This is a genomic window from Bradyrhizobium sp. UFLA05-153 (genome assembly GCF_054185185.1).
On sequence record NZ_JBBIAM010000002.1, the window covers coordinates 18,850 to 44,172 of the forward strand.

Annotated in this window: 24 protein-coding genes and 2 pseudogenes; 10 read left to right on the forward strand and 16 right to left on the reverse strand. The window is 60.3% G+C overall.

The annotated features are described in order from the left end of the window. Positions 1–60: 60 nt before the first annotated feature. From Q2941_RS01405 to Q2941_RS01415, 3 genes and pseudogenes are all read right to left on the reverse strand, one after another. Positions 61–1,286 (reverse strand): annotated as a pseudogene (locus Q2941_RS01405) (cytochrome b); the annotation flags it as partial. Between the two features lie 9 nt (positions 1,287–1,295). After that, on the reverse strand, positions 1,296–1,682 hold the full coding sequence (locus Q2941_RS01410) for a hypothetical protein (RefSeq protein ID WP_458191346.1): 387 nt from the start codon (positions 1,680–1,682) through the stop codon (positions 1,296–1,298). Between the two features lie 262 nt (positions 1,683–1,944). Beyond that, positions 1,945–2,820: a DUF1259 domain-containing protein gene (locus tag Q2941_RS01415; RefSeq protein ID WP_458191565.1), complete on the reverse strand. Its 876-nt coding sequence runs from the start codon at positions 2,818–2,820 to the stop codon at positions 1,945–1,947. Between the two features lie 126 nt (positions 2,821–2,946). Between Q2941_RS01415 and Q2941_RS01420 the strand changes: the two genes are divergently transcribed. Further along, complete coding sequence (locus Q2941_RS01420; RefSeq protein WP_458191347.1) at positions 2,947–3,075, forward strand: hypothetical protein; 129 nt, start codon at positions 2,947–2,949, stop codon at positions 3,073–3,075. Between the two features lie 229 nt (positions 3,076–3,304). Here the strand turns inward: Q2941_RS01420 and Q2941_RS01425 are convergent, their stop codons facing one another. The 5 genes from Q2941_RS01425 to Q2941_RS01445 all read right to left on the reverse strand — a co-directional run bounded on the left by Q2941_RS01425 (position 3,305) and on the right by Q2941_RS01445 (position 6,687). Beyond that, positions 3,305–3,895 (reverse strand): superoxide dismutase, encoded by a 591-nt coding sequence (locus tag Q2941_RS01425; protein ID WP_458191348.1) that lies wholly within the window; start codon positions 3,893–3,895, stop codon positions 3,305–3,307. A gap of 402 nt (positions 3,896–4,297) precedes the next feature. Next, complete coding sequence (locus Q2941_RS01430; RefSeq protein WP_458191349.1) at positions 4,298–4,594, reverse strand: hypothetical protein; 297 nt, start codon at positions 4,592–4,594, stop codon at positions 4,298–4,300. A gap of 274 nt (positions 4,595–4,868) precedes the next feature. Next, complete coding sequence (locus Q2941_RS01435) at positions 4,869–5,168, reverse strand: hypothetical protein (RefSeq protein WP_458191350.1); 300 nt, start codon at positions 5,166–5,168, stop codon at positions 4,869–4,871. Between the two features lie 104 nt (positions 5,169–5,272). Then, positions 5,273–5,596 carry a hypothetical protein gene (locus tag Q2941_RS01440; protein WP_458191351.1) on the reverse strand — a complete coding sequence of 108 codons (324 nt, stop codon included), beginning with the start codon at positions 5,594–5,596 and terminating at the stop codon, positions 5,273–5,275. A gap of 98 nt (positions 5,597–5,694) precedes the next feature. Beyond that, the gene (locus tag Q2941_RS01445; RefSeq protein WP_458191566.1) at positions 5,695–6,687 is read right to left on the reverse strand and encodes a transcriptional regulator GcvA; all 993 of its coding nucleotides are present in this window, start codon (positions 6,685–6,687) and stop codon (positions 5,695–5,697) included. Between the two features lie 83 nt (positions 6,688–6,770). On the opposite strand from Q2941_RS01445, the gene Q2941_RS01450 reads away from it, so the two are divergent. From Q2941_RS01450 to Q2941_RS01465, 4 genes are all read left to right on the forward strand, one after another. Beyond that, a complete protein-coding gene (locus tag Q2941_RS01450) occupies positions 6,771–7,052 on the forward strand; it encodes a DUF1127 domain-containing protein (RefSeq protein ID WP_458191352.1) in 282 nt (93 codons plus the stop codon). Between the two features lie 45 nt (positions 7,053–7,097). After that, entirely contained in the window at positions 7,098–7,790 is a 693-nt protein-coding gene (locus Q2941_RS01455; RefSeq protein ID WP_458191353.1) for a glutathione S-transferase family protein, read from the forward strand. Positions 7,791–7,997: 207 nt separating this feature from the next. Continuing rightward, entirely contained in the window at positions 7,998–8,894 is an 897-nt protein-coding gene (locus tag Q2941_RS01460) for a YncE family protein (protein ID WP_458191354.1), read from the forward strand. A gap of 34 nt (positions 8,895–8,928) precedes the next feature. Next, a complete protein-coding gene (locus Q2941_RS01465) occupies positions 8,929–9,393 on the forward strand; it encodes a chromate resistance protein ChrB domain-containing protein (RefSeq protein WP_458191355.1) in 465 nt (154 codons plus the stop codon). Positions 9,394–9,446: 53 nt separating this feature from the next. On the opposite strand, the gene Q2941_RS01470 is transcribed toward Q2941_RS01465, so the two are convergent. The 4 genes from Q2941_RS01470 to Q2941_RS01485 form a co-directional block, all read right to left on the reverse strand. Then, a complete protein-coding gene (locus Q2941_RS01470; protein ID WP_458191356.1) occupies positions 9,447–11,819 on the reverse strand; it encodes a 3-keto-alpha-glucoside-1,2-lyase-like domain-containing protein in 2,373 nt (790 codons plus the stop codon). 362 nt (positions 11,820–12,181) lie between these two features. Next, positions 12,182–12,325, reverse strand: a complete 144-nt coding sequence (locus Q2941_RS01475) for a hypothetical protein (RefSeq protein ID WP_458191357.1) — start codon at positions 12,323–12,325, stop codon at positions 12,182–12,184. Between the two features lie 673 nt (positions 12,326–12,998). Further along, positions 12,999–13,652, reverse strand: coding sequence for a DUF6064 family protein (locus Q2941_RS01480; protein WP_458191358.1), 654 nt, complete (start codon positions 13,650–13,652; stop codon positions 12,999–13,001). A gap of 179 nt (positions 13,653–13,831) precedes the next feature. Further along, entirely contained in the window at positions 13,832–14,776 is a 945-nt protein-coding gene (locus Q2941_RS01485) for a hypothetical protein (protein ID WP_458191359.1), read from the reverse strand. Positions 14,777–15,073: 297 nt separating this feature from the next. On the opposite strand from Q2941_RS01485, the gene Q2941_RS01490 reads away from it, so the two are divergent. Next, positions 15,074–15,805: a sulfite exporter TauE/SafE family protein gene (locus Q2941_RS01490; RefSeq protein ID WP_458191360.1), complete on the forward strand. Its 732-nt coding sequence runs from the start codon at positions 15,074–15,076 to the stop codon at positions 15,803–15,805. A gap of 78 nt (positions 15,806–15,883) precedes the next feature. After that, positions 15,884–16,909 carry a Cj0069 family protein gene (locus tag Q2941_RS01495; protein WP_458191361.1) on the forward strand — a complete coding sequence of 342 codons (1,026 nt, stop codon included), beginning with the start codon at positions 15,884–15,886 and terminating at the stop codon, positions 16,907–16,909. Between the two features lie 131 nt (positions 16,910–17,040). Here the strand turns inward: Q2941_RS01495 and Q2941_RS01500 are convergent, their stop codons facing one another. The 3 genes from Q2941_RS01500 to Q2941_RS01510 form a co-directional block, all read right to left on the reverse strand. Continuing rightward, positions 17,041–18,312 (reverse strand): site-specific integrase, encoded by a 1,272-nt coding sequence (locus Q2941_RS01500; RefSeq protein WP_458191362.1) that lies wholly within the window; start codon positions 18,310–18,312, stop codon positions 17,041–17,043. Positions 18,313–18,500: 188 nt separating this feature from the next. Further along, positions 18,501–19,856, reverse strand: a complete 1,356-nt coding sequence (locus Q2941_RS01505; RefSeq protein ID WP_458191363.1) for a sensor histidine kinase — start codon at positions 19,854–19,856, stop codon at positions 18,501–18,503. A 1-nt stretch (position 19,857) separates the two neighbouring features. Continuing rightward, entirely contained in the window at positions 19,858–20,532 is a 675-nt protein-coding gene (locus Q2941_RS01510; RefSeq protein ID WP_254112947.1) for a response regulator transcription factor, read from the reverse strand. Between the two features lie 363 nt (positions 20,533–20,895). Between Q2941_RS01510 and Q2941_RS01515 the strand changes: the two are divergent. After that, a pseudogene (locus tag Q2941_RS01515) lies at positions 20,896–22,145 on the forward strand (acyltransferase family protein). A gap of 275 nt (positions 22,146–22,420) precedes the next feature. Here Q2941_RS01515 and Q2941_RS01520 read toward each other — a convergent pair. Further along, positions 22,421–23,014, reverse strand: coding sequence for a DUF6647 family protein (locus Q2941_RS01520; RefSeq protein WP_458191364.1), 594 nt, complete (start codon positions 23,012–23,014; stop codon positions 22,421–22,423). A 1,117-nt stretch (positions 23,015–24,131) separates the two neighbouring features. Here Q2941_RS01520 and Q2941_RS01525 point away from each other — a divergent pair. Then, entirely contained in the window at positions 24,132–24,467 is a 336-nt protein-coding gene (locus Q2941_RS01525) for a GYD domain-containing protein (protein WP_027526612.1), read from the forward strand. 279 nt (positions 24,468–24,746) lie between these two features. Then, complete coding sequence (locus Q2941_RS01530; RefSeq protein WP_458191365.1) at positions 24,747–25,229, forward strand: GNAT family N-acetyltransferase; 483 nt, start codon at positions 24,747–24,749, stop codon at positions 25,227–25,229. The last annotated feature ends 94 nt before the right edge of the window (positions 25,230–25,323 follow it).

The following is a 25,323-nucleotide window of genomic DNA, read 5'->3' on the forward strand; positions in this document are numbered from 1 at the left end:
TCAGAGAACTCGGCTATTGGTGATCACGTGCGTCAGGACCTCGCTGAACCGGTCGCTGGTCACGCCTCGGCTGATGCTGCTCGGGAGTGGATGCGGGGTTTCGATCCTCGCTACAAGAGGTAGAACGATGAAGAAATGGGCGAAATAGTACGCGGCTCCGATCCGGCTCATGATCAACCATGTGCCTTCAGGTGGCTGCCCGCCGGCATAGGTCAGCAACACGCAATCCGCGACCAGGACCCAATAGAACTGCTTGAACAGAGGCCTGAACCGGCCCGAGCGAACGGGGCTGGTGTCCAACCATGGCAACGCGAACAGGACAAGGATCGATGTCAGCATGGCAATAACGCCGGCGAGCTTATTGGGGATCGATCGCAGAATTGCGTAGAACGGCAGCAGGTACCACTCGGGTACGATGTGCGGCGGTGTAACCCCAGGGTTCGCTGGAATGTAGTTATCGGAGTTGAGGAGAGCGTTCGGTTCGTAGAACACGAACCAGGCGAACACCAGGAAGAGGACCATAAGCCCGAGCAGGTCCTTCACCGTGTAATAGGGATGGAATGGGATTGTGTCGCCCGGATCCTTCGTATCGATCCCCGTCGGATTGTTTGAGCCGAATCGGTGCAGTGCCACAAGATGAAGCCCGGCAACTGCGACAATCACGAAAGGCAACAGATAGTGTAGGGCATAGAACCGGTTGAGCGTCGGGTCTCCCACTGTGAACCCGCCCCACAACCAGGTGACGATACTCCAACCACGGGAATGGCTGAAAACAGATTCGTGATAACGGTCGCGCCCCAAAAGCTCATCTGCCCCCATGGCAAGGTGTAGCCGAAGAAAGCAGTCGCCATCATCAACAGCAGGATGATAACGCCGAGCCACCAAAGCAGCTCACGCGGCGCCTTGTAAGACCCGTAATAAAGCCCACGAAAGATGTGGATGTAGACCACGGCAAAGAACATCGATGCGCCCGTCGTGTGAATGTACCGGATTAGCCATCCGTAATTGACGTCGCGCATGATGTGCTCGACAGACCGGAAAGCACCCGCACCTGTCGGCACGTAATGCATTGCCAGAACGATACCCGTGGCGATCATGATCAGGAGCGCGATGCCCGCGAGCGATCCGAAATTCCAGAGATAGTTCAGATTTCGAGGTGTCGGATACGAGTTCAGCTCGTGATCCAGAAACGTGAAAACCGGAAGTCGATAATCGATCCAGCGAATGACCGGATTGGAGAACTCTGTCTTCGCCTCAGGCACTCTTTCGGTGATCTGCGATGACATCTTGGCCTCCTACTCCGGATCGGAGATCGCCTGGATAGTGCCGTCATATGGGGAGCCCAGTCCCTTTGGTGTCAGAACCACATTCTTTCCTGCCGCGGCCACTTCGAAACAGCCGCCATCGGGCTCCGGCAGATCAATGCACAGGTCATCCCCCTGAATGGTCCATTTGCCTCGCTTCTTGCTCCCCATCGAATAGCTGCGGAAAGTGCCGTCGCGTTCATAGACTTCGCGATAGTGGACCTGATCGGTCACTTCCTTGTCCGACAACTTGGCGCGTATTTGCGCACCCGATAATTTTCGGAGATTTTCCGCAGCAACGGATCCGACACAGGGAGCGACGAGACTCCCGGCGCCGGCAAGTACCGCGATGAACCTACGTTCGCGTAAGCTGATCAAGTCGGTCCCTTCATTTCTTGCAGGCTTTGAGGCACATCTGGTACTCGGTCTTGCAGGCCGGTCCGGCGTAGTTCTTCATGCAAGCCTTTTGCTGCTCCGCGCAAACCTTGCAGGATGTTTGAGCCTGCGCCGCAGCAGGCACGGCAACGAGACCAGTTAGTACCGATAGAGTAAGAGCAACATTTCGCATTCGATCTTCCCTTTCGTGAAGTTATCTGATCGCGTGCGCCAGCCTGTCTGGCGCACGGACCAATCAAGTTTGCTAACTCTTGATGCTGGCCGTCTTATCGAGGGCGGCACGAAGCCCTTTCGCCAATTTCGAGGCATCGTCATTGGCCCAGAAGTGCATGAAGAACAGCCGCGGCTGCTCGTCCAGCATGTGGCTATGCAGCGCCGTCACCTCTATGCCGTGCTCCCGCAACGTCACGATGACCGGATTGACCTCGTCGCTGGTCAGCACGAAGTCGCCGGTGATTGCTGCTTTGCCTGCACCCGTTGACTGGAAATTGATCCCGATCGCGACGCCCATTGCGCCGACCGGGGTCAACGGCATGTCGCCTTCCGTGATCGGATCGCGCCGCTTCACGTTGTATTGGTAGACGCCGCCGTTGGCCTGGCCTTTAACTCCGATGATCTGGTCGAGCTGTGCCGTATCGAGGTCGACGGCGGGCGGCGGGTTCGCCGGCGCCGCGACCGTCAGCGGGGTCTTGCTTTCGGCCAGCGCATCGCGAATGGCCGAGGCCAGCTTGACGGGATCACCGTGGCCGGCGACGTGCATGTAGAACGTCGCGGGGCTCGCGCGAAGCAGATGGTTGTGCACGGCGGTGATCTCGAGCCCGCTCGCGATCATCTTCGCCATAACTGGATTGATCTCGGTCTCAAGAAGCACAAGGTCGCCCATGATCATTGCGCTGCCGTGCACCGGCTTGAAGGCAATCCAGCCGCCCAGCGCGAGCGCGGGCTTGATGGCCACCCCATCCAAGGTCACCGCGAGGTCTGTGCGCGGGAACCCGTATCGGTGGACATCGTCCGAGATGGCGGGCTTTCGGCCGAGCGTCTCGTCGACCTTTTGCCAATCGATGGTCTGCGCATGCGCGCTGGAGATAAACGGCCCGCCGTATTTCATCCAGTTCGTCATCTCCACGCCAGCAACGGTGGCCAACAGCGCTAGGAGAATCGGAACACCTATCGATAGTTTTTTCTGCATTGCATCCTCCTCTGTCGGGCGCGACTTGCCCGCATCTATTTTTTGGCCGGATGTGCCATGACCCTTGCGTCGAAGGTCTCCCCATCCCTGTTTGCGCGCATCCGAATGTATGCTCCAGACATCCAGACTTCATTGCACACGAGCGACGTGCTGCTCGGCATGGTCATGCACAGCCTGTCGTTTTGAATTTTCCAACTCCCTGCCCAGGAGCTCCCCGATTCCGAACTGACAAGGGCGCCATCCGGCCGAAGGTACATGGACCAATGCGGCCCATCCGTGATGTCCTGGCCGACAACGCGAGCGCGTATCTGCTTTCCGTCCAACATCCGGAACTGATCTTCTGCGTGCGCGTCAACCACGACGCCCAGCGCGGCGCAACAAACAATCCACCGCAGGGCGTATCCTCGGAAGAGCATCACTTCTGCATCCCGTCATAGGCACGTTGCACGGCCGGCCAATTGATCGCCGCCATGAAGATGTCCACGTAGTTCGCCGCCTTGGCGCCATAGTCGATGTGATAGGAGTGCTCGTACATATCGAGAGCAAGTATCGGCACCCCACCGGCCAGCGTGTGGCAGTGATCGGCTGCCCACTGGTTGACGAGTTTTCGGTCGCGAGGCGACCAGGTCAGCAGCACCCAGCCGGAGCCGCCGCCGAGCGCCTTTCCCATTGCGACGAATTCGTCGCGCCACCGGTCGTACGAACCGAAGTCGCGCGCCAGCGCTTCCTTCAGACCTGCGTCGGGCTCGCTCTCGTCACCAAGGCCGGCAAAGAACACCTCGTGCAGGATCATCGAATTAGTCGCGATAAGCTGCTCGCGCTTCAGACCGTTGATCAGAAAACCCGGCGCTTTCGTAAAATCGAGCCCGGCCAGTTGCTCGTCGATCAGGTTGAGCCGTTTGACTGCGCCGCCGTAGTTGTTCTCGTAGTGGCTGACAATCATCCGCTCCGACATGCCGCGGATGCGGCTCGGGTCGCAGGAAAGCGGCTTCATGGCGTAGGTCATGATCGTCCTCCGCTAAGACTGTCGGTGATTTCCAGATTTGACGCGTCCCGATACTGGAGCAGGCTTTCGTCAGCGGGGTCGAGCCGCCGCTCTCCGCAGAATCGCGGCGCGATTGAGAGCGACAGAGACGTTTGGGGAGGGGGTAGGCAAAGAGCAGACATGCAGCGTCCTTCCTTCTCGGAAAACTGGACGCGATTCTTGGGCATGTCGCCTCACGGGGAGATCGCTTCCCCGAACACGCAGATAAGGCGCGACTAACGGGCTTGTCAACGCCGTCCAAGTTTACGAGTTCCTCGGGGCCGGCACGAATTGCGTAAGCAGAACCTCGCGTTAGGTGCGGAAGGTTACACGCTTTGGGATCACCGATGTCACCGATACGTCATAACAAGGAAAGCCTACGAATCAGTCATCGTCATCGTCATCGACGGCCCGTAGCCGACCGGTTTGCGAATTGACGGCAACCTTCGTGGTCTGCCCATCCTTCGACCCGATTGCCTCAAAATACTGCCCATCGCGCACGATCTGCACATTCGACCAGCCATCCGCCTGGAGCTTTTGCCGTACCTGATCCTCAGTGACCGGTTGATCTCCCGCGATGAAGGCTGGGCCCTTGCTCGGCTCCGCGGTCACCATGGCTACGCCGGCTATGCCCAACAGCAACAGAGCACCACCGGCCAGCATCCATCTTCTTCGATCCATCGCATTTCTCCTCTTCGCGGTTTCAATTGCTCGAGCTCCCCGCCGACGATCATCAGTCGTGGCGCTTGAGGTTCTTCCCAGAACCTCTTGCGGATCTCTGAACCGGTCTGGCTAAGTTGATCTTGCCCTTCTCTCAGCGCCTCACCACTGAAGAGTTTCTGAAATTCCTGTCAGGAAGCTGGGGCAGCAACGAACTGCGCCACGGCGTAGATCGCCTTTCTTGTAGCGCCGCCCGCTCTCGCAGGTCGCGCCAAACCTGTCGAACGGAGTGATCTCAGCGTTTGTCGTCGGGATGCGCTCGCCAATCGCGGCCGACCGTTTGATGATCCTCGTCCGTCTTGTCCACGCGCGCTGCGCGATTGGTGTCGTTCTCCTGGGCTTTCCAATCACGGCCGATCTGCACGTCCTCCCCGCGCGCCCGCTCTTGCGCGCGCGATTGCTCCGCTTGTTGAGGGGGCTGGTCCGGCTGCACTGGAACCGTTTGCGCCTGGTTAGTCCTTCCCATCTCCTCTGCGCTGGCGGGACCGAGACCACAGGACAGCAGTATTGCCGTTATCATCGCGAAACTGCGCATGCGTTCCTCCTCCATTTGGACGAACGCTAACGATTTGCTTCAGCTTCGGTTCGGAGATTTCGCGCTCCTTGCGGGCATGCAGTCAGCGACCACAAACGGGGTCGTCATCCATCTGATGGGCGGCACATCCCGATCTGAAAAGAAGAGCCATCGGGCAACTGACGAAACACTGCGTTTGTATCCCTATTGATGGTTCGTAACACGCCTTCCTCGTGCCATCTGAGGGCGCGGCTCGTCACCTCCGCCGATACGAATCCCTTTCCTGTGTTGATGGTTCTGTTCGTCAAGTCTACTTCGAAAGGCGCGGATGCCTCTTGACCGCTAATCGAGCATTTGAGCACAAGCGTCTCGGCAGTTGCATCGGCGACAGCAAGCGCCTCGGCGCAGAGCACTCCGGCGGCAGCAATTGTCACAGTCCATGCATCCATCGGTTACTCCGTATTACGCACACAAAACCGGGCCAGGTGTTCAAACCATGATTGCGCTCGGCTGCTCAGTTTATTTCGTCGTATCCCGTCATTTTCAATCAGACGGTTTCCCGCCTGAGAGGGCGCCCCCTCGATCGGTCTGAGCGACCGGCGTGCGCCGGCTTCCGATCACTGTGCTGAGACGCCAGCTTTTTGAGCTGCCGCAAGTCCGCCGCCGCTTCCGCCAACAGCCAATCCCGAAACGTCGCTATCTTCGGCAGCGCCGCAGTCGCCTTCGGGCACACGATCCAATAGGTCTTTGACACGGGAAGGGATTCTGGAAAGGCCATCACAAGCCGGCCATTGATCAGATCCCAAGCCGCCAACGTGGTGCGCGCAAGTGCAATGCCTTGCCCATTGATTGCGGCATCAATCACCATGCTGGCCCGATTGAGCACCGGACCGTGGGTGACGCCTGCGTCATCTATGCCAACGCCGCGCAGCCATTTCTCCCAGTCGGAGCGGCTGTCGAGATGGATCAGCGGAAACTTCAGAATATCGGCTGCTCCGCCAAGGCGCCGTCGACCGGACAAGAGCTTTGGGCTGCACACGGCAAAGAGTCGTTCCGCGCCAAGCCTGACAGCATCGAGACCCGGCCAATTGCCATCGCCATGACGCACAGCAAGATCGACTTCTTCGCGCGCGAAATCGACGTGATGGAGAGTTGCCGAGACGCGAAGGTCAATTCCGGCGTGAGCCTCGGCAAAATGGCCCAACCGGTGCACTAGCCATTTGGCGGCGAAATCCGGCGAGGTACTAACCGTCAGAACGCCCGCGCTTTGTCGTTGCAGCAGGCGCTCCGTGCCGGCCGCAATCCGATCGAACGCATCACGCACGACAGCGAGATAGTCCCGTCCTGCCTCGGTGATGATCAACCGCTGCCGTTCGCGATTGAACAGCTTGATCGCCAGCTCCGTTTCCAGCGCCTTCACCTGATGGCTGACGGCCCCTTGGGTAACGCACAGCTCCTCCGCCGCGCGCGTAAAGCTTTCATGCCGGGCTGCAGCCTCAAAGGCTTTCAGTGCATTCAACGGCGGCAAATGTGGGCGCATAGGCTGTGCTTCCAGCGAGTTCATGAGAAAAATTGGGGCAGGCCTGAGAAACGATGCTTTGCGGACTTTGCCCGGCCGGCCGTATGGAGACAGCGACAATTCGAAATCATGAGTTTATGAGCGGTTCAATGTCAACGCTTTTTGCCAACAGCGAGCATTTTCCCCGACTTTGGCGCAGCACGGCGTCCAAGGGTCATCAAACCAATTCATGGTTGGCTCTGCTCGATCGGCTGCTGTCTTGCAGCGAGCGGATGCATCAGCGCGCCGGTCTGCGGGCCATCGCAGATGACCCACATCTGCTTGCCGACCTCGGGCTCACCCGCGAAGAGGCCTTCGAGCAGGCCGATACGCCGTTTTGGCGATGAAGCGCGACCCGGCTGAATTGATCGATTTTGACTGGAGATAGTCAGATGTCAGAGACCGTCGTTTACGGCTTTCCGCGCAGTACGTTTGTCAACATCGCCCGGCTGGTCCTCAGCCACAAGGACGTTGCCTACAGGTTCGAGGACCTCGAACCGGTGATGGGCAAGCCCGAGCATCTCTCTCTGCATCCCTTCAATCGGGTCCCGATCTTCAGGCACGGGGACTTCATCCTGTATGAGACGAGCGCGATCGTCTCATACATCGATGAGGTATTCGACGGCCCGCGCCTCACACCGCAAGACCCGAGATCGCAAGCGCGCATGAACCAATGGATCAGCGTGGTCAATTCGTACGTCTACCCGTACATGATTTATCACGTGACGCATGAGCGGCTGGTCTTCCCGGAGCTTGGGATCCCTTCCGACGAAAAGGTGGTGGCGCATGCGCTGCCGAAGGTGGAGCTGGCGCTTTCGGTGATCGAGCGTGAACTCGCGCACGGCGGCAACTATCTGCTCGGATCGGAGCTTACGCTTGCCGATTTCTACTTGTTGCCCGCTACGTTTGCCTTCGGCCTGACCGACGAAGGCCAGTCCATGTACCGCAACTTTCCAGCCTTCTGCCGCTGGCGCGCTTCGATGGAGGACCTGCCGACGACCCGAAAGCTGCGAGCAGCGCTCCCGCCGCGCGAACCTATCCTGCACGCACGTGAGTGGGCGCACTCACATAGGCCGAAGTATTAGTCGCAAGACACTCGGCCGACCGAGCTTGCCGCGCGCATCCAAGGCGACTACACTAATCGTAGGGGACACGCAGGCTCCCCATTAGACGGAAACGTCCAAGCTCTGCGCAACGCTCGATGTTTCGAGGAGATTGCGCATGGACGGTCCCAACGAACGCGTCTTGAAGCCATTCCGGTCGATCATGAAGCGCAGAGGCATGAGGTCGCCATGCCGCTGAAACCGGTTGGAACCATCACAATTCCGAACGCCGAAGGCAGCTCCTTCGATCATGGCGCCTTCGATCCGAAGACTCGACGCGTCTTCATTGCTCATACGCGACGAGACTGTGTCGAAGTCATCGACCATGACACGCGGAGGCACATAGCCACGCTGCCGGGGTTTCCTGGCGTAGCCGGTGCCGTGGTGGACGACGGCGAGGTGCTGCTCACCAACCGCGGCTCTGGGTCTATCGCCTGGATGAGCGCCGCGTCCTTCAAGACTGCCGCGGTTTTCCAGACCGGCATCCGGCCAAACGGCGCTGCCGTCGTGAAACGTTTGGCACTCGGAATCGCAGCCTGCATTGGTAACGACACTGAGACGCCGACACTCCAAAGCTTCCATCTCAGGAACGGTAGACTGGCCAAGCTCGAGCTGCCCGGCCGACCGCGGTGGTGCGTTACGGATGCAACTTCCGAGCGGCTATTCCTGTGTATCCGCGAACCTTCCATGATTCTGGCGGCGAGCCTGTCCAACCTAATGCCGATGGCTGAGTGGAGGCTCCCGTCGGGCGGTGCCCATGGACTCGACATCGACCACTCCCGCGGCCGGCTCTATGCAGCCTGCGACGACGGCGCACTCGTCGAAATCGGCAGCAGGTCAGGCAACATCACCAATGTGTGGCCGATCCCTCCGTCGCCGGATGTCACGTTCTTCAACCCGTCCAGCGGCCTTGTTCATGTTGCGATTGGCGAACCCGGCGTTGTCGAAACGATCGATCCGCGATCCGGCACGATCGATCGTACCGTAACGGGTCCAGGTGCCCACACCACGGTCCTGGTTCCGCCGGACCAACTCTACGTGATTTCGCCCGCACACGGCGGCGTCCTCGTCTTAGGCAACGCGTGACTTCAAAGACAACCAATCTGAAGGAGAGAGCGACATGAAATGGATTACACGAGAGCACGTCAAGGTCGATCGGGTTGCCTGCCCGTGGTTGATCAAGAAGTTTGTCGACAAGGAGGCCGAGTTTCTGTTCGTACCGGGCGATAGAGTGATGGAGGAAGCCAAGCGCCAGAACGCCATCCCATACGACGTCAAGGACGTCGAGCTCGGTCATCACGGCAAGGAATGCTCCTTCGAGGCGATCCTGAAGAAGTACAAGCTTACAGGCGATCCCGCCCTGATGTTGCTCGGCCGCATCGTGAATGGCGCCGACACGGACAACACGCTCTACCATCAAGCCGAAGGACCCGGCTTGCAGGCGCTCGCCGAGGGTTTTCGCCATCTCGGCTACAAGGATGATCACGAGCTCAATGCCGCCGAATGGATCGTCTACGACGCGCTCTATGCCTACGCGAAGGAAATGGTCAAGCGCGGCAAGCCGGCCGGCCAATTTGCACATTGACTCGGCGGTGCCCCGGCTGGGCGAGCTCTGAGGTTCGCCCAGCCGCGACGAGATCAGACCGACGGCACCGACGCATCCAGCTTCTTGATCAAGAGATTGCGAAATTGCGTACGTGAGAGCGAATCGTGCGCCTGCAAGGCTATGTGACCCGACTGCTGCCGCGAGCTCATATAGTCGTTCACGAGCGTGCAGTTTAGAGTGACCTTAATACGCGGTCCCACGGCTTCAATGACCAGATCGTTCCAGGCGCCGATCTGAACTTGTGTCGAAGCAGAGGGCGCCTGCAGGTCGTAGATCGCGCCCGTCACCTTTAAGGGGTGGCCCTCCGTGCCGGTGATAGAATCGAATCCGCGCTGGTCGATCTGAATCTCGTGACCAAGCGCATCCGCGGCCTGCAGGGCGCTTGGCACATCCGGCGCAGGGATACGAATATAGACGCCCGAGTTCTCCTCCCTTCGGCTGATCCGCCACTGCAGGGACAAAATGAAATCGCTGAAGGTTTCTTTCATGTACCAGTAGAGCCCATACCAGCCAGACGTTTCGAGAACCGAACCGTAGTGGATCATTGTGGCCGGGCTCTGCGCCAGCTTGACCATCTGCCAGTCAGACGGAGCCAGCGACATCGCCGCAAATCCTGCGGGCGCCGCCGGTTGCGTCGCTGCGATCAGCGCATTGGCGGTCTTGCGCGCAAGAGAAAGTCCGGTCAGCGATGGATTTGCCGACCCGAGCGAAGGGAATAGCGCAGGACCGGCAACATAGGCATTGTCAATATTGTGGAACTTTCCATTGGTATCAGTGATCGACGCGCCCGGATCGCCCATGAAGAGCGTGCCAGCTTCGTGATGTGTGGTGCCAAGGCCGTCCTGCCAGAAGCCTTTGCCACCAGCGCCCGGTTGCGGTCGCGTCGACACCCACACACTGTTCGGCGCGATCCAGTATTGAATGTTTGCGGGATCCTTGCCGGCGAGCGTGAATGCGAGGTCGAACGCCGCATTATCCATCGCCTGCCAAAGATCGTTGTCATTTTGCGTCGCGGTGAGGTTGACGTAAGCCCGCCGCATTCCCCATTGATCGGTCTCCGAACTCAGATCGATCCAACTATGCGCTGGGTTGATATTGGCCAAAGTCGGCTGACCTTCCATTTCACCGATGCCGCGAAAAGTGATCGTCACCCAATTAGGGTCCTGGTTCGCGAGCATCTGGCCCTGCAGATCGATATCCGGCACCATGCTCCACATCAGCACTTCCGGATTTGGCCCGGTGACGTCGGCCGCGGTAATCTGAAAATGGAAGCGGCGGCCGAACGCGTTGCCCCGGGCGATCAGGGCGGTGGTTTCGAGTTCCGCAGGTGCAGCAAGCCCCAGCGCGGAACGCTTGATCTTCACCGTGATATTGCTGCGCAGGTGTCCCATCAGGTTACCGACCCGCGGCGAACCAAACTGCGTCGAACCGATCCCGAACGACTCCAAAGCGAGCCGCGTTGCCTCGATAGTGCCATTCGCCAGGACCACATTGCAGCCGGGCGGCACCGGCATCTGCTGGCGAATTCCGGCGAGGCTTATGTCAAGGGAGACAGCCCGGCTCCCGCTGCAATTGATACGATGGACCTGGGCGCGCGGCATGAGAAAGAGCCTTCGCCGCGCGTCTCCACCAGAGCCGCTTGCACCGACATCATTGCGTACCGCATCCATGATGAAAGGCGCACTGCTGAACTTGTCGAACGCGAACAAACCAGATTGCGGCGCTGCGCCAACGACTGCAAGCGGTGCTTCACCAGCTTCGCTGAGCCCCGACAGCGGCAGGGTACCCCTGATGCCGTTGAGCAGGGCGCTGAACAATGCTGTCTGCTTGATGAAATCGGTTGTCAAGGCCGAGCCGATCTCTGCCGACGTCGACGCATAGCCGATCGCGCTGTTCAGATATGCCGCGACATCGACAGGCCAATTGGCGAGATCGTCCGGCGTAAGCTGGGGCGACCAGCCGCCCCAGAACAACGATCGCCCGCCGATGCAATAGGCAAGCCCAGGAAAGTTCTGGTTGCTGATCCAAGGCATTCCCCAGATGACGTTCTGGGTCCCGCTCGCATCATCGCGTTGGCGGTTGTACTTGGCGCCGCCGATCGACCCGCCGAGCTGCTGGGGCAGGTTCTGGATGTGCGATTGCAGGAGAACGGCTCCAGCATCGAGCAGCAGGATTCGGTAGGCAGCGGCACCGCCCGCACGATAGAGCTTCTCGGCGCAATAACCGCCGAACATGCCGGCTCCGATGATGATAGCATCGAACGGATAGGCGCCCGCGCCTTGTGCCGCGGCGACTTCCTGCCAGTTATTGCAGATATAGCGGGGAACGACGTCGTAACCGAAATCGGTCTGTTGAACGTCGTCACGGGCCGGATTGGACCCGGCAAGCAGTTCGTTCAATGCCATGATTGCAGCTCCTCACTGGGCAGTTGGACTTGCTTCCAATTTTCCGAGAGTTGATCGATCGGCGCGAAACCATGATCGACCTTAAGTTGCAATCATAAGACTACCGATTTGTGTCACGGCGAGTGAAGTGTGCCACATTTTCCTAGATTATTTTGAAGAGGCAGAGCGCTCGCTGTACGCACGAGCACCTCTCTCTCGCTCGAGGTGCCAGCGTGCGACCGATTGACCCGGTCTATCTGACAACGATAGTCGGTTGCGGGAGAGCACCAGCAACCAAGCCGTCCGCCGCTACGGCCGCGACCAAGTTAGCTGCCGCCTGCAGCTTCTCAGCAAAACAGACACCGTAACGAAGAAACAGGCCGTTACTGCCGTTCCTTGAATTGGCCGCTACTGTCGACGACGAGCGACACTTCCTTGCCATTCCTCGTCGCCTTCACAGCGATGCCTTCGGCGGTGGATTTGATGTCCCGGATTTGCGAGTAGCCCGCTGATTGAAGCTTGGCCACGAGCTCCTCCTGGGTCAGAGCGTGGGCCGGCGAGACGAAGGAGACCGCCAGACAACAGAGCACAGCCTGAGAGAGTGTTCGCGCCGACATGATCTTGGCTCCGTGTTTTGTGCAGGTCACGGAAGTATCCGTGCTAATCGCAACGCCCGTTCGACGGGGCGGTTCCGCCATCGAACGCTGGCCGCGAGGTGATCGCGAGCTAGACTAAATCTTAGCTTCTAGTGGTCGGTCCCACGAGGAGGCGCTTGTGTCCGAGAGTCGGCTTCGGCTACAAGCTGGTCCGCACAAGCCTCTAGTATCCCGAGTGCGATGGCGAAACCCGCGGCCACTGTATCCGGATCCCCGCAATACGTGATTGTGCGGCTTGAGAGTTTGGCAGAATCCCTGCCGGTTTCCTCAAGCGATTTGGCGGGTTGGTTCGGTGATAACCTGCCGCCGACGTCGCGCGTGGGCTCGCAACTATCCTGGGAGGTTGCCTGTGATCTTTTCTCGTCCACGCGCAATCTCCTCGAACAGGCGAGTGCCGCGCGAATCTTGGACGGTGACCGTCTGACGGGGAGTCCGCTGGTCCCCACTAACCAGCGTAGATGGGATTTGCGAGCCGGGCAAGGCTACCGATGGTGATGGCCGGTGCGCTTTAGATCGGGGCCCAGGCGCAGTGCCGCAGCTCAGTTCAGGCCGCTTGGATATCCTGCACCGGCTTGTGATTTCGGAAGGCGATCAGTGGAGCGGCGATGCAGCCGCTTACGAGAAGAAGCCAATCTTGCGATATGTTGAGAAGAATAGCGGCACTGCCGCCCATCAGTGACCAAGCAAAAGGGACAAGAAGTGAGCGGGGGACGGGCCGCACCGTCAACAGAAGCAACCCGAACGTAAAGATGGTCACCGGGCATGGCGTGACGCCAAACATTGGCATTTCCGGGTAATGATGGCCGGTGGCCACGCCAATCAATGGATAGAGAATTGCCGCATAGAATATGAAAGTTGCGCTCACCCAAGCTGCCAGGCCCGATCGGCGGCCGTAGCGAATTCGATCACCATAGACGCCTGCATAGAGGAAATAGCAGCCTTGAGCTACGAACAGCGCAGCAAAGAGGGATGCGGTTCGATTTATGGCTGAGAACCAAACTCCGTGGTAAGCGAGGCCCGTCCAAAGCCACATCGCAGCCAAAATCCCAGAAATGATGCGGCCTCCTCCTCGCGGCGGACGAAATACAAAGGCAACCGCGACGCCGCCCAGCAAATAGGCCAGGATCTGGATGGGCCAGATGGCGCTATTGTAAGTCACAAAGTCTGCTAGGAATTGCTCGGACGTAAAGGGCAGCATGGAGAGCTCCTTTGTCCCGGAGCCCACATATTCACCAGCGCGACTGAGAGACCCTGATGTGGCGCAAGCGGCTCGTCGAAGGGCCTGGTCGGGTCCAGTGCGCCGCCTTTGCGTGGATCGAATGAAGGAGCCCCCTGCAGTCATCGCCCTGAATGCAACCGCCAGCGCGACCGCCCGATTTACCACGCGATCTGGCTTCGCTCCGGTCGATTGCTCAACAGAGGCTTTCCGAACACGGTTGGGATGAGATCATCGAGAAACAGAAGAAGCTGAGTTCGAAATCCCGGGCCACTTCCGCCGGCGCGGTTGAGCGGAATAATCACCTCAGTTGCCACCTGCCAGGTCACGGCCACGTAAGCAAAACCGGGGTTTGCGGTTGCCACCGTGTACTGACCGCGAGGGCTGTCAAATCTGAACTCGACCAGAGGCACAAGCTGATTGAGCGGCTCTTCTTTGGGGGCGCCGCCGTTGAAACGGTTCGTGAGGTACAGGGTGCTATACTGAATTGAGATTCCCCAGTGCAGCGTCTCGACGGCTGGAGACATAACCGTCTCAAAACCGCCGTTTGCGAGGCTGGGCGCCAGAGCCCTTCCGCCTGTGCCGATCGGGATTTCATCCACGAACGAGGCCGTAACGGCGAAGGGTCTTAGCCAGGAGAGCTGGTCCGGGAGGTCTCCGAACCCCTTGCCCACGAAGACACCAGGCTGAAGCGTATGAGGCGCATCGGCGCCGGTCGCCACGGAGCCAGAGTGCCCGATGCCCCATGCGAGGCCAACCGAGACCAGAGCTTCGTTTCGATTATCGCGATAGGCCTCGTATTTGAGGCCGACACTGGTCTTGTCGAATCCCGTCGTGTGCCCCGTGGGCCAGTTCTGGTGCATCCATGAACTATCGAGGGTAAAGGCCAGTGCAGGTGTGAGCAGCCGAGCAAAGGCGCCGTTGATGCGGGTCTCTCCGACATTACTGCCCTGCGCCGGGAGGTTGAGATAGCTGAGGTTGGGAAGGATGAGTTCATCGGCGACAGCCGGATCATCAAAGGACATCGTACCGGCAAAATAGCGGTTTCCGGCGATGCCGTGAGCGTGCGCGAACGGTCCCCAGAGGAGCGGCGCAGCGAGCAGCATCCATCGGATGATTCGCATCGGGGTCACGGCTATCGCTGTCCTGTAGGCATGTTCTCGGGCGCTCTCGCTTCGCGTTCCAACATAGCATATTTGGCTCAGAGGACCGCGCTCGCGGCTTTTGCGGCACGCTTCTACTCCCGTGCTCCATCCAGCCAGGTCGCGGTGAATGTTTGGGGCGGCAGACGCCAATTGAGTTTTTTCGGCGGTCGGGCTAGTGTCCTTTTGGGGACGTAGCAGCCTCCCCGTGAAGTGGGTTATCCCATGCAAGAGCTGTTCGCTTGGTTCTGGAGCGAACACATGGGTGGGATATCTCTCGAGCTTCCGCTGTTCATCGTTGCGACCTTTGCCGGCGCTCTCGTCGCGGGTCTCTCCGGCTTTGCATTCGGTCTGGTCGCCGCCTCGATCTGGCTCTACATCCTTACTCCCTTGCAGAGCGCCAGCCTGATCATTGCCTTTGGGCTGATCGTGCAGGGTTACTCGGTGTGGAAACTGCGTGGTGCGCTGGATTGGAGACGGCTCTGGCCGTTCATCCTTGGCGCAGCACTCGGCGTGCCGGTTGGTGTAACCATATTGACCTGGGGCGATCCCAGCCACGTCCGCACCGGTGTTGGTGTGTTTCTCGTTCTCTACAGCCTCTATGCGCTGTTTCGTCCCGCGATCAGCCCCTGGAAATCAGCAGGCGCTGCGGTTGATACCGGTGTCGGATTTCTCAACGGGGTGTTAGGCGGCATTACGGGGCTCGCCGGCATTCTGGTCACGATCTGGTGCGGACTGCGCGGCTGGCCGAAGGACGTGCAGCGTGCGGTATTTCAGCCGGTCGCCGTGGCGACGTTCCTGGTGAGTGCATTGTGGATCGGCGCGAAAGGCGCACTCAGCGCTGATACGCTCAAGCTCTTTCTGATCGGACTGCCAGCCCTGTTCGCTGGTACCTGGCTCGGTCTCAAATTGTACGGCCGCCTCGACGAGGCTTCATTCCGCAAGATTGTACTGGTGCTGCTTCTGGCTTCAGGCGCGGTCCTGATCATCTGACGTTCGAGCTGGGGCATCCGCCCCGATGCTGGACATCTGACGAATACCCAATCGACCAATGAATCTGGAGTTGTTTCCATGTCTAAGTCCACAGCTCGCCTCGGCCGCATCGCAATCCTCTGGCGAGGTGATGAAGAAGCGCGCCGCAGTGCCTCGCCAGAGACCAGCAGGTTCAAGGACGTGTTCGCCGCGCTCAACGATATCGACGTCGATGCGGAACCGGTGGTGTATGAGGACGATGTGCGCGACACCGTGCGCGCACAGCTTGCCACGTTCGATGGCGTGCTCGTCTGGGTCAATCCCATTCACGAGGGGCGCAACCGCGCCAACCTCGACGCGCTGCTGCGCGAGGTCGCGGCGCGCGGCGTATGGGTGAGCGCCCATCCCGATGTAATCCTGAAAATGGGCACCAAGGAGGTGCTTCATCGTACCCGTACGATGAGCTGGGGCTGCGACACGGCCCTCTATCGAACGGCCGAGGCGATGCGCGCCGAACTGCCGTCGCGGCTCGCCGCCGGGCCGCGCGTCATCAAGCGCAATCGCGGCAATGGCGGTCAGGGTGTGTGGAAGGTCGAGGCGCTGGCCGGGCCGATGGTAAGCGTGCTTGACGCTACGAAGGACACATCCGAGGAAGTGGCGCTAAACGAGTTTCTCGATCGGTGCATCGAGTATTTCGAAGACGGCAGCGTGATCGATCAGCCGTTCCAGGCGCGCCTGAGCGAAGGTGTGATGCGCTGTTACATGGCAGGCGATCGTTGCGCCGGCTTTGGCCACCACAAGGTCAAGGCCTTGGTCGCGTCACCGGCAGCGCGCGCCGAAGCCGGACCGCGGCTCTACACCTCCAATGCCGACCCGCGCTTCCAGCGCCTGCGCCGGTTGATGGAAGACGAGTGGACGCCGCAGCTGACCTCCTTACTGGATATCCCGAGGCGCGATCTTCCGATCATCTGGGATGCGGACTTCATGCTCGGACCGCCCAGCACTGACGGGACTGACAGTTACGTGCTCGGCGAGATCAACGTGAGTTCAGTCTTCCCGATCCCTGATGAGGCGCCGGCGGAGATCGCCCGCCGGGTTGCCGACCGGTTGCAATCGAAGCTCTGAATGGCCGCTTCCGCCCTAATTTTGGCGCTGCGGACGTCTGCTCGTGGTCCAAAGCGGCGGTCCATGTCTGCCTCGCGCCGCTGTTGGGGACCGAGCCGACGGAGCCCGACCTGAGCACAGTCACAGGCCATTTAGGCCGCTACCAGAGGGATGAAGTTGTCAGATGGTGCGACTTCATGATCGAGCAAGGCGCGGCGCGAGAGGTTGCCGGAATGATCGGTGATGAATTTTGAATAGGTCCGCTCAATCTCCACGACGCTCGTGTTGTGGCTTGCCGCGACGACCCTGATGGGGACGTTGAGCAGAAGGTTGCGGACAATCGAGCTATGGCGCAGCGCGTATAGCGTGACCTCGTCCGGATCGAGGCCGATGGCCATGACGACATCCGCGATGTCCTCGCGATAGTCGTCGGAGACGCCCTTACCATCCACGCCCCACGTCTTGCCGTTGCTGCGCACCAGGAGCGGCGCGCTCGCGGGCCGACCCTTCGCCGCCTTTGCCAGCCGTTCGGCCAAGGCCGGGGTGATGTGGACGCTATAGCGCTCGACCTTCTTGCTCGTCCGATTGAGGCCGCCGCCCTTGGCCGACTTCGGCATCATCAGCCGGGGCTCGGTCTTGTGCGCGATCAGGTCCCGCACATAGAGGCGAGCAGCCTGCGAGGGCCGCGCGCCGGACTGGGCCAGCACGTCGGTGAACTCGCCCAGCTTCTCGTCGTGAGCATAGGCGCCAGCGACAAAGCTGATGACCTGCGGATCGGTCAGGATGACGTTGTTGACCTCGTTGGCATCGGGCAGCAACTGGAGCCCGGTCGTCCAGGCGTGCTCGTTCTTGATGCGCCGGTCGCTCTTGGCGGCGAGATTGAGCGCGGCCTTGACCACCTTGCAGTACCGGTTGACGCTGGCCGGGGCCATCTTCGCCAGCAGCCCGTCGCGCCACTTGCGCAGCTCCTGGGAGTCGAGCAGCGGGACCGGCTTGGTCAGGAGGCTGGCGGGCAGATGGCCCTTCGGGGTCGTCGCGTTGCTCTTGCCAGCCCCGCGCGACACCAGATCGTCCTTGTAGCGGTCCATTGCGATCCCGAGAGTGACCGGCTTGTTGCCCTGTTCCTCCTCGACCTCGTCCTCGTCGCCGCCGCGCACCAGCTTGCGGGCTTCGGTGACGGCTTGGCCGTAGTTGAAGATCGTCTTTCCATCGGCCTTGTCGAAGTCGTCGGCGACGCCAAACTTCTTCAACCATTCGCCGCCCTGGCCGTCAGCGGCCCGGATCGACCAAGTGCCTGCGCCTTCGTTGCGACGATAGCCTAGCGACAGGCCCGGGCCGAGCCGTTGCCAATGGGGCTTCTTCTGAATATCGAGCTTCAATCGCGCGGTGGGACTCTCAAGAGAATAGTTGCGGGGTTTAGCCATGGTCTTGCACATTCCTTTTTGTTTTAGTGTCCGGTCCGGTGTCGGGAAGTGCGGGGTGCAACCTCTTGCGCCCCGCTTCAGGACTGTGCAGAATTTACTATGGATATCAGGGGTTTAGAAGGCCTCTGGATAATGCAAGACGCTGCAAGGAAATGCAAAATTCTCCCACAAGGAGAGAGGGTGCAGCGTCAATGCCGCGCCGATTTCTTGTCAGCGTCTCCCGCTCCGTCCGCCAGCTTGAAGCACAGCGTGAACTGGGCGCCGCCGCCGGGGAGATTTTCGACGGCGATGCTCGCCGCGTGATCCTCCGCGACGCCGCGCACGATCGACAGCCCAAGGCCCGCGCCGTCGCTGCGCTGGCGGTCGGCCCGCCAGAAGCGCTGGAAGATCAGCTCGCGCTCGGCCTCCGCGATGCCGGGGCCGCAATCGCGCACCCGCACCACGCCGTCGCCGCTGACCTCGACGTCGACGGCGGTATCCTTCGCGGTGAACTTGATGGCGTTTTCGGCGAGGTTGAAGATCGCCCGTTGCAGCATCTCGGAATTGCCGTGGATCAGGACCGGTGCATCGGTGCCCCTCAGCGCGATGTCCTTGTGCTGGGCCAGCGCAAGCGGCGCGATCGAGCCGATCACCTCGGCGCAGACGGCACGCAGATCCGCGGTCTCGCCGGGATCGAGCACCAGCGTATCGAGCTCGGCGATCTCCAGCAGCTGCGCGACGATCCGGCTCATGCCCTCGATGTCGGCGTGCAGCGCCTTTCTGGCCGCGCCATCGCCCAATGTCTCGATCCGGGTGCGGAGGATCGCGAGCGGTGTGCGCAGCTGATGCGCGGCGTCCGCGGTAAACTGCCGTTGCACGCGAAAACCGTCCTCGAGCCGGTCGAGCGCCTGGTTGACGGCAGTGACCAGCGGCAGGATCTCGCGCGGGATCTGCTCGGTCGGAAGGCGGATATCGGTGCGCGCCGGACCGATATTGCTCGCCTCCTCCGAAGCCTTCAGCAGCGGCGAGATGGCGCGGCGGAAAATGATGATGTCGGTGGCGAGCAGGACCAGGAGGATCGGAATCGTGATCCAGCCGACGCGCCGGAAGAAATTGGCGACGATGTCGTCGATGATGACGTCGCGGTGCGCGAGATCCTCGGCGACCTGGATGCGCACGGTCCTGTCGTCGATGGTGCGCGTGACGCCCGCGCCGGAAATGGTCTCCGAGGCTGCCGCGCCGGTCTTCTTGTGCGAGGAGAACAGCACCCTGCCGTCGGCATCGCTGATGTCATATTGGTAGCGGCCATAAGCCTCCGAATAGAGGCCCCGGAGGCTGTCAGGCAGGTTGAACGTGATCCTGCCATCCGGCTGCACGGCGATGCGCTCGGCGAGAACCTCGGCCTGCGCCCGCATGGCCGCGCGATGTAACTCGCCGATCTCCGAGTTCAACAGCCAGAACAGGACCAGCGGCAGGAAGATCGCCACCACGGCGATCGCGACGATATGCAGGAAGACGATGCGCCAGATCAGCGATTTGAACGTCGGTGACCTCAGGCGCGGCACGCTATTTCTCCTCGGCCATCAGATAGCCGACACCGCGGATGGTGTGGATCACGACCCTGGCGCCGTGCTCGGCGAGCTGCTTGCGCAGCCGCGAGACGTAGACTTCCACGGCGTTGGACGCGACCTCGCCCTCGAGCCCGAAAATGTGGTCCTCGACATTCTTCTTCGGCACCACCCGTCCCTGCCGCCGCAGCAGGATCTCCAGCACCGACGTCTCGCGCGCAGAAATGATCCGCGGCTGGTCGTCGACGAAGATCTGCCGGCTCTCGGTGTCATAGACGAGGTTGGCAAGCCGCAGCGAGCGGCCGAGCAACTGGCCGGGACGGCGCAGGATCGCCTCCAGCCGCGCCACCAGCTCCTCCAGCGCGAACGGCTTTGCGAGATAATCGTCGGCGCCGCTGCGCAGGCCGTTGACCCGGTCCTGCAAGCCCCCCCGCGCGGTCAACACCAGCACGGGCAACGGGTCCATGTGGCGGCGCAGCTCGCGCAGCACGGCCAGACCGTCCCCGTCGGGCAGGCCGAGATCGAGGATCATCGCGGCATAGCTGACGTTGCGCACCGCCTCGCGCGCCTCGGCCGCGCTGCTGACGATGTCGCTCTCATAGCCCGCCACCGTCAGGCCGTTCGCAACCAGCCGCGACAGCTCGACATTGTCCTCGACGATCAGAAGACGCATTGTAGTCCCGCCGGAAACCCGCGGCTCGTACCGCTTCGCCGATTTCTTCCACTATCCGCCGGGTTTCGGCCAGCAAAAAGGCGAGCGCCATCCGCCTTTTCGTCTCCTGTAAGCTTCACGTAAGCTTTGCGAATGAGCGTCCGTCGCTTGAGCAGAAATCGCTCACGCCTGCTGGTGCCCCGACGGCGTTCCGCAATATCATCTTCGCCAGACGATCAACGCGGGGACGCCGACCGTGATCGCAAAATCGGCCAGCGGCGTCGAGAAATCGGCTAGCCGATTTCCGGATCGGGCAAGAGGGCCCTGGCAAGGTCGGGCAGATTGTCAGGCAGAAGGCCCTCTCCAGCGAGCACGAGCCCGTCCATGTCTCGCTTGACCACCGCCCCCTCCGCGTTTGAACGGCTGCACGCCCTCGATGCGGTGAGGGGGTTTGCCCTGCTGCTCGGCATTGCCCTGCACGCGACATTGTCATTTGTCCCTGCCCCGACCGGGTTCTGGTTCATCCAGGACACCCATCAAAGCGCGGCCCTGGGCCTGTTGTTCTTCGCCATCCACGTCTTCCGGATGACGACCTTCTTCCTGATGGCGGGCTTCTTCGCCCGCATGAGCTTTCATCGCCGGGGAGCCTGGGGCTTTGTAAGGGACAGGTTGCAGAGGATCGGGCTACCGCTCGTGATCGGCTGGCCGATCGTGTTTACGCCTATGGCGATGGTCGTGATCTGGGCATCCAGCTTTCCGAATGGCGGTCCGGTCCACGGCGCGCGTGGCTGGCCGCCGGTGCTGCCGAATTTCCCCCCCCCGCCCATCTCTGGTTTCTCTATGTGTTGCTGGAGCTCTATGTCGCCATGCTTTTGCTGCGCGGCGTCATCGTCCGGCTCGATGCGTCCGGCGCTCTGCGAACGGCCCTCGACCGGCTCTTCGCATGGACCATACGAAATCCGCTGGCTCACCTGGTTCTGGCGATCCCAATCGGCATCGACCTCAGCCTCGACCAGAAATGGATCAGCGTGATGGGGATCAGGACGCCAGATCAATCGCTCATCACCAACCTGCCGTCTTGGATCGGTTTCGGCACCGCATTCCGCATCGGCTGGCTGTTGCATCGGCAGCGCGACCTGCTGCGGATTCTGGAGCGACGCTGGCTGTCGCACCTCGTGCTGGCGCTCGGCCTGATCCTGATCTGTTTCGTCCTCGCCGGCGTGGTGACGTCCGCGCCGGGTGCGCCAAAGCTGCCGATCCGCTCCGACACGCTCAGGCTTGTCTCCGCCGTTCTCTATGCACCGGCAATATGGACCTCAACGTTCGCGGTCATCGGACTCGCGCTCCGCTTCATGTCCACGTTCAGTCCGACGCGCCGCTATCTCGCAGACGCATCCTACTGGCTCTATCTGATCCAAATGCCGATCGTGATGGCGTTGCAGGTCGCGGTGTCGCAACTCGACTGGCCCTGGCCGATCAAGTTCGCGACCATTCTCGGCGTCGCGCTTCCCCTGATGCTGGCGAGCTATCGCCTGCTGGTGCGCTTCACCATGATCGGCGTGGTGCTCAATGGCCGCCGCGCGCCACGCGAAGCGGCCCCCGCCGCCGCGGTCACCGGCTCCGCCGCGTCATGATGCCAGGCGCGTATTTGATCACCGCATTGGGCAGAGACTTCACGGCACAAGCGCGGCAGGCATGGGGCCCGTTGGCAGCGGGACAAAATGATGCTGCTGCCCCCGTGCCATCGCCCAGAGCGCCAAGACAATTGCAAGGGCAGCCAGGCATCTGACCATCACGCGCACTGCGTTCGTGTACGGACGAGACTTCAAATCGGTACCTATCTGGAGACGATGCCTTCAACAGGGAGACGCAGTCTCGCTCTGAGAATACAATGTTGGCACGATCATGGTCAGTACATACATGCAGAGGAAATCAGCACCGTGAACATGTCGACGTCAAATTCACTCTCCAGGCTCGTTCCGAACCACCGCAGCCATTTGTCTTGAGCCATGTAGGCCAACTTCTCTCGCGCCATCGGGCATTCAAACTTCAACTTCGCAAGATTTTGAAGGTGATGGACCATCTCGTGAACCAGGACCGACTGGTCCGCTGGTGATTTTCCAATCCAGTCGTCCGGTAGGAAGATGGTTTTCGAATTGTTGTCATAAAGCGCGACAACCGTGCGCAGCGCTAATCGATCGATGCCCTCATCCCGCGCGAGACCCTGCCAATGCGCACGATCCGAAGCGCGCATAGTCGCAAGTCTTGCTTTCGAGGTAAATTCGATGGCTGGGCGATCCTTGATCGCGGGCAGATCGAAATTCGATGAGAGCCAACCCGCAACTTCATCCAACAGGTCTTCCGCGACTCGGGTTGCATCGAGTCGGGGCTGACCCGACCCGGCGGCGACGCCAGGCTCCAGATCATCGCGACAATCGGCTTTGGATGAGCCAAGTAACGCTAAAGCAGAAATGGCTACGGCCAAAAGGAATTGCTTGAACATCAGAACCTCCAAAGAGGTTGCTTATTCAATCCTGGAATGGAGATTGTTCAAAAAAGTCCCGGCAACTATCGAAAACGTAGCATGTCATTTCTGGCGCTGCTGTGAACCCGTTCACAGTCCAACTATTGCACGCCGCGATATAGGAACGCCTGTTGCAGCACCCACAAGGAGACGTGGCAGATACGGCAGCTGTTCGCGCAAATCCTAAGCGTAAACTGGTGGGCCGCCTTCATCGTGCTCGAATCACGGTCGTAAGTCATCTTGGTTTCGATCCTCGAAGCGAGGACAGCAATGGAGTCTGCAAAACCCCGCAAATGGGCCGACGAGGAGACCAAGCTGCTGATAGAACTCGCACACCGGAAGGAAAGTGTGCGAACGATAGCAAGGGAGCTTGGACGTCACATCGCCTCCGTCAAACGTCGGGCCCGCGAATTGGGCGTGCTTCTGCCGCAAGGCGAGGTCCGCTCGGGGTCACAAGTGGTGGTCGAGGGCAGCCCGAGCCAAGTGCGATCTACCCGTGACGGCGGGCAAGCGTGATTTTTTGAGTTTCTTCAGCTCTGGGTCGGCGATTAGCGGAATCCTGCGCATCACCCGCACCGCGACGCCCCTGCTCTCCCGAGCGAATTTTACCGCCAATGTGAGTACGTTTCGGCTGCAGCAGGCCCAACAGGCCACATTCAGCAAATCGCCTGTATCTCCTGATTGCCGGCACCGAAAATCCCGTCCCGCAACTGAGCGATCTCGCCGGCACTATGATGCCGCTGTGCCACTGGCCCGTGGCGTTGATGTGGATCAATGCGCTTGGAAATGACTAGTCGCGCAGGCTTTGGCCTACAATGCGAGGTCACGAAAGCCGACGCCACACTCTGACCACATCGCTCTTCGACAGTGGCAGTCACGAACGGCATGTAGTCCACTTCCGTGCGCTCAGTGTGTGATGTATCTTGCCAGGAGAGCCGCTACCGCGATGTGCCGAAATCTCGGTGGTGATTGGCGGCGTTTATGCCTGCGGCGGGCATTGCACTTGCGACAGTTTCATTCGGACGTGGACGACCGTGACGACTCACTCGGAACGGGACGATAATTATTGCCACATTCTTTTTAGGGAGGACATTCCATGCATTTCTGTCTGACAGGACAATATACGCCACGTGCTCTCAATGCCATTTTGGAAAACCCGACGACTGATCGCCAGGAAGCGGCGAGAAAGCTTATCGAAGCGGCCGGCGGAAAGCTGGTGTCGATGTATAGCTCTGCATCGGACGGCCCGGGCGTTCTGGTGATCTTCGACGTGCCTGATCCGAGTGCGGCTCCAGCCATTTCCGGCCTGACCGTCACGGCCGGCACTCTTCAGAATGTGAAATTGACACGCCTGTTCACGCAGGACGAGATCAAGCAGGTTCGGCAGAACGCGGCCAAGTTGCGCTCCTCGTATAGCGCACCGGGCAGCTAAATATCCGAAACGCTGGAATGCGAACGCACGTCACGAGTGAAGTCGTCCGCCGGCTCGGCTAGCTCCGAGCCGGTCTTTTGCTTGTTCCGCCGAAAACCAGGCGCTGCCGCGTCTCGCCGCGCTTGGCCCACAGCGCGCCCTCGCCCGTGACGGGCGACAATCTGTCATTCAGCAGCGCGCCTCCATTCACCTCGACACGAAGCAGAACCCGGTGCAAAAGGCGGATGATCACCGCTCGGAAATGAGCGGACGTTCAGCAACCACAGGGATCGATGGACCATGGGCCAGACTGCTCCGACGGCTTTCAGGGAGATTGCCGAAACAGATTTCGATGACATGGCCGATGTGCTGATCGAGATGCAAGCTCATTATCGCGCCCGCTGCCCAGCTCGGGACTCGATCATCGACGGGCTGAAGTCGAGGCCCGCGGGATCGCGAATTCTGCTTGCTCGCGAGAACGATGGGATCGCTGGTTTCGCATGCTTTAGCGCCATCTATCCTGGGCCCGGTTTGACGTCGGGCTTTTTCTTGAAGGAGCTCTACGTTCGTCACGATCGACGCAGGGGTGGATTAGGGAAACGGCTTATGGCGCAACTGGCCGCACTGGCTCGGCACGAAGGCCACGATCGCATCGATTGGACTGTCGATGCAGATGATCCAGGGCTCCAAGAGTTCTACGAGATGCTCGGCGGGCGGGCGCTGCCCGAAAAACGGTTCTTCCGCATGGCCGGCGCAAAGCTGACAGAGCTGGCTGAAACGTAAATTCGAAAGATGGGATTCGCTTCGCCCTAAAGTCAAAACGGCGTTACTGATTTACCGGACTTCCCGCCGATTTTGCCCGACGCCGAGGATCGAG